The organism is Pseudomonas sp. R62 (genome assembly GCF_000257605.1).
In the GTDB taxonomy this organism is placed as follows: domain Bacteria; phylum Pseudomonadota; class Gammaproteobacteria; order Pseudomonadales; family Pseudomonadaceae; genus Aquipseudomonas; species Aquipseudomonas atacamensis.
Window position 1 is genome coordinate 115,117 of the sequence record NZ_JH635998.1, and the last position, 10,480, is coordinate 125,596.

The 10,480-nt window shown below is 62.1% G+C and carries 11 protein-coding genes; 6 read left to right on the forward strand and 5 right to left on the reverse strand.

The annotated features are described in order from the left end of the window. Window positions 1–569, reverse strand: a 569-nt coding sequence (locus tag OQK_RS02030; protein WP_016770882.1) for an arylesterase, incomplete at its 3' end; no start/stop codon positions are given. Between the two features lie 10 nt (window positions 570–579). Between OQK_RS02030 and OQK_RS02035 the strand changes: the two genes are divergently transcribed. Genes OQK_RS02035 through greB form a run of 3 tightly spaced genes read left to right on the forward strand, consistent with a single transcriptional unit; the run spans window position 580 to window position 4,299 of the window. Then, window positions 580–1,263 (forward strand): ABC transporter ATP-binding protein, encoded by a 684-nt coding sequence (locus tag OQK_RS02035; RefSeq protein ID WP_016770883.1) that lies wholly within the window; start codon window positions 580–582, stop codon window positions 1,261–1,263. Next, complete coding sequence (locus OQK_RS02040) at window positions 1,263–3,767, forward strand: ABC transporter permease (protein ID WP_016770884.1); 2,505 nt, start codon at window positions 1,263–1,265, stop codon at window positions 3,765–3,767. The genes OQK_RS02035 and OQK_RS02040 overlap by 1 nt, the downstream gene beginning before the upstream one ends. A 34-nt stretch (window positions 3,768–3,801) precedes the next feature. Further along, complete coding sequence (gene greB, locus OQK_RS02045) at window positions 3,802–4,299, forward strand: transcription elongation factor GreB (protein ID WP_016770885.1); 498 nt, start codon at window positions 3,802–3,804, stop codon at window positions 4,297–4,299. Between the two features lie 6 nt (window positions 4,300–4,305). Here the strand turns inward: greB and OQK_RS02050 are convergent, their stop codons facing one another. The 3 genes from OQK_RS02050 to OQK_RS02060 all read right to left on the reverse strand — a co-directional run bounded on the left by OQK_RS02050 (window position 4,306) and on the right by OQK_RS02060 (window position 6,833). Beyond that, entirely contained in the window at window positions 4,306–4,614 is a 309-nt protein-coding gene (locus OQK_RS02050) for a hypothetical protein (protein ID WP_016770886.1), read from the reverse strand. A 249-nt stretch (window positions 4,615–4,863) separates the two neighbouring features. Continuing rightward, on the reverse strand, window positions 4,864–5,298 hold the full coding sequence (locus OQK_RS02055) for a DoxX family protein (protein ID WP_016770887.1): 435 nt from the start codon (window positions 5,296–5,298) through the stop codon (window positions 4,864–4,866). 113 nt (window positions 5,299–5,411) lie between these two features. Beyond that, window positions 5,412–6,833, reverse strand: a complete 1,422-nt coding sequence (locus tag OQK_RS02060) for a transglycosylase SLT domain-containing protein (protein WP_016770888.1) — start codon at window positions 6,831–6,833, stop codon at window positions 5,412–5,414. Between the two features lie 234 nt (window positions 6,834–7,067). On the opposite strand from OQK_RS02060, the gene OQK_RS02065 reads away from it, so the two are divergent. From OQK_RS02065 to OQK_RS02075, 3 genes are all read left to right on the forward strand, one after another. Next, window positions 7,068–7,874, forward strand: coding sequence for a TatD family hydrolase (locus OQK_RS02065; protein ID WP_016770889.1), 807 nt, complete (start codon window positions 7,068–7,070; stop codon window positions 7,872–7,874). Window positions 7,875–8,050: 176 nt separating this feature from the next. Further along, window positions 8,051–9,532: a methyl-accepting chemotaxis protein gene (locus OQK_RS02070; RefSeq protein ID WP_016770890.1), complete on the forward strand. Its 1,482-nt coding sequence runs from the start codon at window positions 8,051–8,053 to the stop codon at window positions 9,530–9,532. A gap of 229 nt (window positions 9,533–9,761) precedes the next feature. Then, entirely contained in the window at window positions 9,762–10,127 is a 366-nt protein-coding gene (locus tag OQK_RS02075; protein ID WP_016770891.1) for an Mpo1-like protein, read from the forward strand. Between the two features lies 1 nt (window position 10,128). On the opposite strand, the gene OQK_RS02080 is transcribed toward OQK_RS02075, so the two are convergent. After that, window positions 10,129–10,480 (reverse strand): acyl-CoA thioesterase (locus OQK_RS02080; protein WP_016770892.1); only part of this gene is annotated, 352 nt, incomplete at its 5' end.

A 10,480-nucleotide genomic window follows, 5' to 3' on the forward strand; every position in this document is an offset into this window, starting at 1 on the left:
AGCAACTTGCTCTGAGCCCCGGCCGCCGGGTGCAGACCGTCGGCCTGCATCAGGTCCGGATGACCACCGACACCTTCGAGAAAAAACGGCACCAACGGGATGTTTTTCTCTTCGGCGAGCTTGCCGTAAACCTCGGCGAACGAATCGGTGTAGCGCTTGCCATAATTGGGTGGCAACTGCATGCCGAGCAGCAGCACTTTCGCGCCGCTCTGCCGCGAGCTGTCGATCATCGAGGAAAGATTTCGTTGCAATTGCGCTGGCGGCATCCCGCGCAGGCCGTCATTGCCACCCAGCTCGAGGATCACCAACTCCGGCTTATGCTCTGCAAGCAGCGCCGGCAGCCGCGCCTGGCCTCCGGCACTGGTGTCGCCACTGATCGAGGCGTTGACCACTTTATCGTCGAAACCCTCCTGTTTGAGCCGCTGCTCGAGCAGCGACACCCACCCCAGACGGGTATCCAGGCCGAAACCGGCGCTGATACTATCGCCAACGATCAGGACAGTACCCGCCGCTGCGTTCTGGGCCATGCACATCAAGGCCAGGCCAGCACTCAAAAACCATACACGCATCGGATTCTCCATGGGCGCAAGCATTCTCACCGCGAAGAACCTCAGCAAAGTGGTCCCTAGCGCGGAAGGTGAACTGACTATCCTGCACGAACTCAGCCTGGAACTGAACAAGGGCGACAGCCTGGCCATCGTCGGCGCGTCCGGTTCCGGCAAATCCACCCTGCTCGGCCTGCTCGCCGGCCTCGACCTGCCGAGCAGCGGCGAAGTCACCCTCGCCGGCCAGGGCCTGAGCAATCTCGACGAAGACCAGCGCGCACGAATCCGTGCCGAGCACGTCGGGTTTGTCTTCCAGTCATTTCAGTTGCTCGACAGCCTGAATGCGCTGGAGAACGTCATGCTGCCGCTTGAGCTCGACGGCCGCAAAGATGCCCGCGAGCGCGCCACGCAATTGCTTCAGCGCGTCGGCCTCGGGCAGCGCCTGACCCACTCGCCGCGCCAGCTCTCCGGCGGTGAACAGCAGCGCGTGGCCATCGCCCGCGCCTTCGCGGCCGAACCGGACGTGCTGTTCGCCGACGAGCCGACCGGCAACCTCGACAGCCACACCGGCGAGCGCATCAGCGACTTGCTGTTCGAATTGAACAAGGAACGCGGCACCACCCTGGTGCTGGTGACCCACGACGAACGCCTGGCCCATCGCTGCCGGCGCCTGATCCGTCTTGAAGCCGGGCTGCTGGTCGCCCCTCTGGAGCCTTGATGGCACGTCTGCCGCTGTTGCGTCTGTTCAGCCTTGCCCTGCGCCAGCTCATGCGCGATGCCCGCGCCGGTGAGTTGCGCGTGTTGTTCTTTGCGCTGGTGGTGGCCGTCGCGGCGAGCACCGCGATCGGCTATTTCGGCGCCCGCCTCAATGGCGCGATGATGCTGCGCGCTACCGAGTTTCTGGGTGCCGATCTGGTCCTTGAAGGCAGCTCGCCGGCCCGCGAGGAGCAAATCCGCAGCGGCACCGAACTGCGCCTGAATCATGCACAAGTGGTGGAGTTTTCCAGCGTCATTGCCACCGACAACGGCATTCAGCTGTCGAGCATCAAAGCTGTCGACCGTGCCTATCCATTGCGTGGCGAGCTGAAGAGCGCGCCCGCACCCTTTGCCCAGGAAGAAGTCGGCGGCGAACCGCAACCCGGTGAAGCCTGGGTCGAGGCGCGTCTGCTGACCGCGCTGGATCTGAAGATCGGCGATAACATCGACGTCGGCATGAAGACGCTCAAGCTGACCCGCGTGCTGACCTACGAGCCGGATCGCGCTGGCAACTTCTACAGCCTGACGCCACGGGTGCTGATCAATCTTGACGACCTCGCCGCCACCGGCGTGGTGCAACCGGGCAGCCGGGTAAGCTATCGAGAACTGTGGCGCGGTGAACCGCAGACGCTGGAAACCTATCGTGAATTGATCAAACCGGGCCTCGCTGCAAACCAGCGAATCCAGGATGCCCGCGACGGCAACCGACAGATTGGCGGCGCGCTGGGCAAGGCCGAGCGCTACCTGAACATGGCCAGTCTGGTTGCGGTATTGCTGGCTGGCGTAGCCGTGGCGTTGTCGGCGAACCGTTTCGCCAGTCGACGTTTCGACGCCAGTGCCTTGCTGCGCTGCCTCGGCTTGTCGCGCCGAGAAACCATGGTGCTGTTCAGCCTGCAACTGACCGTGCTCGGCCTGATTGCCGCCATCAGTGGCGCCCTGCTCGGTTGGCTGGCGCAACTGGGGCTGTTCGCCCTGCTGCATGATTTGCTGCCAAGTGACGTGCCACCGGGCGGGCTGTTTCCGGCGATGGCCGGGATTGGCACCGGGCTGGTTGCGCTGGCCGGTTTTGCCTTGCCGCCTTTGGCTGCACTGGGTCGCGTGCCGCCGCTGCGGGTATTGCGCCGCGACATGCTGCCGATCCCCTCAAGTACGTGGATGGTCTACGGCGCGGCGCTGGGTGCGCTGGGCCTGATCATGTGGCGTCTGAGCCTCGACCTGCTGCTGACCTTCGCCCTGCTCGGCGGTGGCGTGGTCGCCGCGCTGGTGCTGGGCGGCCTGCTGTTGTTGCTGCTGCAAAGCCTGCGCCGCCTGCTCGCCCGCGCCTCGTTGCCATGGCGTCTGGGCCTTGGCCAGTTGTTGCGGCATCCATTGGCGGCAGCCGGGCAGTCGCTGGCGTTCGGTCTGATCCTGTTGTCGATGGCGCTGATCGCACTGCTGCGCGGCGAACTGCTCGACACCTGGCAAAACCAGCTACCGAAAAACGCGCCGAACTATTTCGCGCTGAATATCCTCCCGGCTGACAAGCAGGCCTTCGCCGATCACCTGATCAAGGTGTCGGCGCAAGCGGCGCCGTTGTATCCGGTGGTGCCGGGTCGGTTGATCAGCATCAATGGCGAGGCGGTGCAGCAAATCGTCAGCAAGGACTCGGCCGGTGACCGCGCCATTCAGCGTGACCTGAGCCTGACCTGGGCGGCGGACCTGCCGGCCGGCAACAAGCTCACCGCCGGCTCGTGGTGGAGCGGCCAGCCGTCCGACGACGTGCCGGGGGTTTCGGTGGAAGGCAAGGTGGCCGAAAGCCTGAAACTCAAACTCGGCGATCACATGGTGTTCAGCGTTGGCGGGGTCAATCGCGAAGCAAAGGTCACCAGCCTGCGAGAGATCAACTGGGACAACTTCCAGCCGAACTTCTTCATGATCTTTCAGCCCGGCACTCTGAAGGATCTGCCGGCGACCTACCTGACCAGTTTCTACCTGGCCCCTGGGCATGATCAGCAGATCGTCGAGCTGTCGCGGACCTTCCCGGCGGTGACCATCCTGCAGGTCGAAGCCTTGCTCGAACAGCTGCGCAGCATCCTCGCTCAGGTCACCCTGGCGGTGGAATATGTGTTGTTGTTTGTTCTGGCTGCGGGGATGGCGGTGCTGTTCTCCGGCCTGCAAGCGACGCTGGATGAACGTATCCGCCAGGGTGCGCTGTTGCGTGCGCTGGGCGCCGAGCGGCAGTTACTGATCAAGGCGCGGCGTATCGAATTCGGTTTGCTGGGAGCGGTCAGCGGTCTGCTCGCGGCGATCGGTTCGGAGGTGGTCAGTCTGGTGCTGTACCGCTTCGCCTTCGATCTGCCATGGCATCCGCATCCATGGCTGCTGGTGCTGCCGTTGATTGGTGCCGCGCTGATTGGTGGCGCCGGTGTGTTCGGCACTCGCCGGGCGCTGAACGCCAGCCCGCTGACAGTGTTGCGCGAGGGTTGATAGACTCAAGCGGTCTTAATCACAAGAAGTCGCCATGAGCCGTTATCGCCCTCCCCGCACCGCCGGCACCGCGCTGATCACCCCCGAGGGTGAAGCGCGGATGCGCGCCGAATTCCATGAGTTGTGGCATGTGCGTCGCCCGCAGGTCACCCAGGCGGTGAGTGAAGCGGCGGCGCAAGGTGATCGTTCGGAAAACGCCGAGTACACCTACGGCAAGAAGATGCTGCGGGAAATCGACAGTCGCGTGCGTTTTCTCACCAAACGCCTGGAAGCGCTCAAGGTAGTCAGCGAAAAACCCAGCGACCCGAACAAGGTCTACTTCGGCGCCTGGGTAACCATCGAAGACGAGGACGGCAAGCAGTCGCGCTACCGCATCGTCGGTCCCGATGAACTGGACCTCAAACTCGGCTTGATCAGCATCGACTCGCCGCTGGCCCGCGCGCTGATCGGCAAGGCACTCGACGCGGAAGTGCGGGTGCAGACGCCGACCGGCGAGCAGTTCGTTTACATCGTTGCGATTGAATACCCGTAAGCACCATCAGCGCCGAGTGATCAGGCCCTGCCGCGCAACGCGGGTGAGTTGCTTGATCATCTCCGGCGCGTCGTCTGCGCTCGGCGCCTGAATCACCGCCAGATCAAAGCTGTCCGTCGCGAAACGCGCCAGCGACTCGCCGTCATCGACAAACTGGATCAGGAACGCGGCAGGACCGCCGCTGCGACGTGGCCAGCCATCGAGATAACGCAACAGCGTCGGCTGGTGTTTGCCGCCAAGAAGGATTTTCGGGTTGCGCTGGGTGACATGTGCCGTGATCGGCGCGGGACGTGCTGGAGGGCGTAGTGCGTTCATCGTGTCGTGTCTCTGCCTCAAAAGTCTGCATGGCAGGTGAGAGGCAACACCGAACCAGCGCTTTAGCGGTATTTCGAAGCCCTGTTCCGGCTTCTGACGGTAACTGTAGAAGTCACCTGGCGCCCCGCAAGTAGCTGTTTAAATCGGCGCATGGGCAACATCCTAGAGAACGTGACCGACCAGTGTCAAGAATCCCCCACAACAAAAAAAGGCCCGCGCAATGCGGGCCTTTGCCTTGAGTTAGAGCGCTCAACCGGCGATGGCGCGATCCGCCGAGAGTTTGCCGGCGCCTTCGATCAGTACCGCGATGCTGCCGGCCAGCAGAGCCAGGGCGAACTCGTAACCGTTGTTGGCCATGAACAGACCGTTACCGATGTGCACCGAGAAGATCGCCACCAGCGAGAGGAACGCCAGACCGAGTGCCGCCGGGCGTGCCAGCAGGCCGATGATCAGCGCCAGACCGGCGAAGAACTCGGTACCGCCAGCCAGCGAGGCCATCAGATAGCCCGGGGTCAGGCCGATGCTTTCCATCCATTGCGCGGTGCCGGCCAGGCCGTAACCACCGAACAGACCAAAGAGTTTCTGCGAACCGTGGGCGGCGAAGATCACGCCGACAGCAATGCGCAGGACAGTCAGGCCGTAACCGGCGCGGGTGAACAGAACCTTGTTGATCAGAGAGCTCATGGTGCATTCCTTGTTGTGCAGAAGTGTTTGTGTGTTTGGGTTGGTCGCTATATTAATCAGTTTATTTCATGTTTAAAGCGCAAAAAATTCGCCATAACAATCGAATTATTAGATTATTTCCGTGTAACCACTTTCTGCTGCCGGGGCTCGAGCGACTCACGCTCCCGGTCAAATGCCAGGTAATACTTGTTCACGCTATTAACATAGCTGACGGCGCCCATCCCCACCTGCTCCATGGCGATGCGCTCGACCTGGAAGAACCACTGGTTGGGATTGAGGCCACGGCGGCGGGCTTCCGCGCGCATACCCTGCACGCGCTCGGGGCCGATGTTGTACGCGGCGAGGGTGAAAGCCATGCGCTCACGCTCGTTGAGTTTCGGGCTGCTGAAGAACTTGCGGCGGATCATCGCCAGGTACTTGGCGCCGGCCTGCACATTCGCATCGAGATTCTGGATATTGCTCACGCCGACCCGCTGCGCGGCGGACGGGGTGATCTGCATCAGCCCGGTCGGACCGCTGCCGCTGCGAGCGTTGGGCTGCAGACGCGATTCCTTGAACGCCAGCGCCGCCAGATTGAGCCAGTCCATGTTTTGCGCATCGGCGTGCTTTTGCAGGGTCGGACGGAGTTTTTCCAGACGCTGGCGATCGGCCTTGGCCAGCGGATTGTGTACTTGATACAGGCGTCGATAGATGCGCAGAAACGCCGCGTCTTCGTCCGACGGTTTCTTGTAACCGGTGAGGAAGCGATCAATGCTCGCGCGCAACATCGATGCGTCGCGACGCACGAACCAATGCTCCTCGCCCGGCTCGCCGAGGCTCAGTTGCCGATCGAGACGCAGCTTCGGCAGGATCTTGCCCCAACGCTCGGCAATCGGTTGCTCGACGATGGTCAGGTGGAAAATCCCGCCCTGAACCATCTCCAGCACATCCTCCACCGCCAGCGTCGGATCGACCCATTCGATGTTGATCGGCGCGAGTTTGTGCAGCGCCAGTTTCTGGTTGAGCTGACTGACCACCTCCCCCGCCGCACTACCGGTGGGCAGCGCCAGGGTTTTGCCGGACAGTTGCTCGACCTTGGTGTAACGGCGCTGGCCCTTGATGCCGACCAGCACCAGCGGCACGTTGCTGGCAATCGGCTCACTGCTGGCCACTGCATAGCCCGATGGCAGGTCGAGCAATTCACCGGGCGCGACCATATCGCCTTCGCCGCGCTGCAAAGCGCCGAGCAATTGATCCTTGGCTTTGGGAATGATCTTGAGGGTGACTTCCTGGCCGTCACGAGCATGGCCATTGAGATATTGCTCGAACGCGCGCAGTCGGTGGTACTCGACACCGATGGCCTGGCCCTGGACCTCGCCGGAGCTGTTGCGGCTCTGATTGACCAACACTCGCAACACGCGGCTGCTGCGAATGTCCGAGAGGTCGCGAACCTTGCTCGCCGGCACGGCTTGCAGCGGCCCGGGCAGGCGCGCGACCGCCGTCATCGGCAGCAGCAACGCAGCACACAACAGCAGCAGAACCGAGGGACGATGCATCCACTCTCCGAAAAGAATACGGGGCGATTCGTCGCAAAAAAGACGACATCACCGACGAAAACAGAGCGCTCTGAGCGCTGGTAAAGTGCGAGAGACTGGCACAGTGATGGCATCGTCGCCACCCCGGAGTTCTTCGCGGCCTCAACAGACAGCCATAAGTCTTTGTAGTTCTTGGCTTTTCTTATAAATCTACAGCTCTGATATGCTTTCCGGCCTTCGGCCCGAGGTAGCACCATGCAACTCATCGATATCGGCGTCAACCTGACCAACCCCAGTTTCGCCGACAAACACCAGACCGTGCTCGACCGCGCCTACGCCGCCGGCGTCTGCCAACTGGTGCTGACCGGCACCAGCGTCGAGGGCAGCGAGCAGGCGCTGGAACTGTGCCAGCAACTGGATGAAAGTGGCCAACGGCTGTTCGCCACCGCCGGTATTCACCCGCATTCGGCCAGCGACTGGAATGCTGACAGCGCGCGTCGCCTGCGCAGTCTGTTGAACGAATCCAGCGTCGTCGCGGTGGGCGAATGCGGGCTGGATTTCAACCGCGATTTCTCCCCGCGCCCGCAACAGGAAAAGGTCCTGGAAGAACATCTGGCGCTGGCCGTCGAGCTGCAATTGCCGGTGTTCCTGCACGAGCGCGATGCCAGCCAGCGGCTGCTGGAGATCCTCAAGGACTTCCGCGATCAACTGCCGGCGGCGGTGGTGCACTGCTTCACTGGCGAACAAAAGGCCTTGTTCAGCTACCTCGATCTGGATCTGCACATCGGCATCACCGGCTGGATCTGCGACGAACGCCGGGGCACGCATCTGCATCCGCTGGTCAAAGAGATCAAAGCGGGACGGCTGATGCTGGAAAGCGACGCGCCATATCTGCTGCCGCGCACGTTGCGGCCGAAGCCGAAAAACGGCCGCAACGAACCGGCGTATCTGACCGAAGTGTTGCGCGAGGTGGCGTTGCATCGCGGCGAGACCGAGGAAGCGCTGGCCGCGCATACCACCGCGTGTGCCCGGGCGTTTTTTAATCTTCCGATGTTGGTGTAAAACGCAAAAGATCGCAGCCTTCGGCAGCTCCTACATTGGCACGGCGTACATTCTGTAGGAGCTGCCGAAGGCTGCGATCTTTTGATCTGTTGATCCGCATCAAAAAATGGTTTTCTGCATAGCGGCACAATAATGGCACCTTGCCAAAACTGTTTCCGCTATCAGAGAAGACCTCCATGGGTGCCTGGCTTAGCAACATCTCGCTGAAATATAAATTCTGGGCGGTCAACGCGGTCGCCTTTGTCACCACCCTGCTGTTGGTTTTGTACGCCGTGCACCTCGAACAACAGGCCCGCAGCCATGCCGCGCAGGTGTCCGCGCAGGCGCAGGCGCAATTGCTCAGGGCCTGGCCGCTCGGGCAACCGTTGCCCAAGTCCGCTCAGGTGCTGACCTTCAACCGCGGTGAAGTGCCGCGTCTCAACGATCAACCGCTGCTGGAAATCAGCGGCAGCAACGGCTGGAACGCCATCAATGAAATGCCACTGTTCGGTGACGACCCGTTGCTGGGCGCCGAAGTGTTCAGCCGTGCCGACGGTGAGCAAGTGGCGGTCATCGCCTACGCCCCAAGCCTGAGCCAGGTGTTCAGCGAGCGTTTCGCCAATTATGCGCTGGCGGTATTCATCCTGATGCTGGCGATGCTCGGCGCTTCGCAACTGCTGATCCGCTTTCTGCTCAGCCAGCTCAACACGTTGAAAGACGTGATGCTGCACGTTGAAAAAACCGGCGATCTTTCTGCTCGTGTGCCGCTGGCAGGCAAGGACGAAGTCGGGCAGATGGCCAATGCCTTCAACGCCATGCAGGCCGGTTATCAACGCGTCGTAACCACCGTTGCCAGCACCGCGCGACAACTGGATGACGGCGCTGCGCGGCTGGCCTCGAGCATGAATGATGTGCGTCACGGCATGCTCGGCCAGCAGAGCGAAACCGACCAGGCTGCCACCGCGATCAACGAAATGACCGCCACCGTTTATCACATCGCTCAACACGCCGGCGCCACCCGCGATCTATCGAAAACCGCCGATGGCCTCGCCGGCAGCGGTCAGCAGGTGGTGGCGCGGGTGCAGCAGTCGATTGCCGGACTGTCCAGCGGCGTGCAGCAGACGGCAGAAATGATTCAACGCCTGGCCGAGGACAGTCAGAAGATCAACGGCGTGGTCAGCGTGATTCACAGCATCGCTGAACAAACCAATCTGCTCGCGCTGAATGCGGCGATCGAAGCGGCCCGCGCCGGGGAGATGGGTCGCGGCTTTGCGGTGGTCGCCGATGAAGTGCGCAACCTCGCCAAGCGCGTGCAGGCGTCCACCGACGAGATCACCGGCATGATCGCCGCGTTGCAGGCCGGCACCCGCGATGCGGTGGATTTCATGCAGGAGAGTTCATACAAGGCCGACGACTGCGTGCAGCAGGCGCAGGAGGCTGGCGCGGCGCTGGCGGAAATCACCGGGGCAGTGGCGCAGATGCGCGAAAGCAACACGCAGATTGCCGTGGCGGCGGAACAGCAGAGTCAGGTTGCCGAGGAGATGAACCGGGCGGTGGTGAGTATTCGTGACGTGACTGAAAATACCGTGCAGCAGACGGTGGATTCGGCGACCACCAGTAATGAGCTGGCGACATTGGCCGGAGAGTTGAACAAGGCGATAGGTCAGTTGAAACTCTGATGGCCTCTTCGCGGGCAAGCCCGCTCCCACAGGGATTTTCGACAATCAACAATTGTGCGTACACCGAGCACACTGTGGGAGCGGGCTTGCCCGCGATGGCGTCCGCTCAGGCGACATCAAGTTTTGCCATTGCCGCTATCAGCTCAATAGCCAACCTTGATTCGCCGCCCTCCGCGCCCGGGCCTATTCTTCAACCATGAAGTTCAACATGGATCGAGGAGTAGCAAACATGGGCAAACGTCACCCCAACCTTCCCGCTTGGCAATGGCGCGCTTACCCGGGCAATCATCAGCATCCGACCAATCTGGTCCTGCACCTGATCGCCGTGCCGCTGTTTATCGTGGCGTTTCTGCTGATCGTGTCGGGGGTGTTCAGCCTGAGCCTGGCCAGCGTCGCCATCGGCGTGATCGGTATCATCGCGGCGCTGGGTCTGCAGCGCCACGGTCACGGCCTGGAGGCGCAAGCCTCCGAGCCGTTCAGTGATCGCAAAGATGCCGTGTCACGTTTGCTGGTCGAGCAGTTTCTGACCTTTCCGCGGTTCTTTCTCAGCGGTGGCTGGTGGCGCGCCTGGCGTGAGCGCCACCGTCGGCATTGAGTCAGGCGAAGATCGTCACGGTCTGCCGACTCATGGCAATCAACTCCCCTTTCGCACTCCACAACTTCGCGGCGACATGGCCGTAGCCGTCGGCTGCGTACTCGATGTCGGCCAGGTATTGGCACCAGTCCAGCGTGCTCAAGTCGTGTAACGGCTGCACGAATTCAATGGTCCAGGTCAGCGTACTACCCGGTGCCGGTTTCTTCAGATACGGCAACAGCGCCGGCGGCCAGGCATCCACCAGCGCCAGCAGATGCGCCTCGTTGACCGGCTCCTCTTTGACATCCCCACGCAACCGCACCCAGCCGCCCATCAAGCGCGACGCCGTGCCGGAGAACGGAATGCCGCCGACG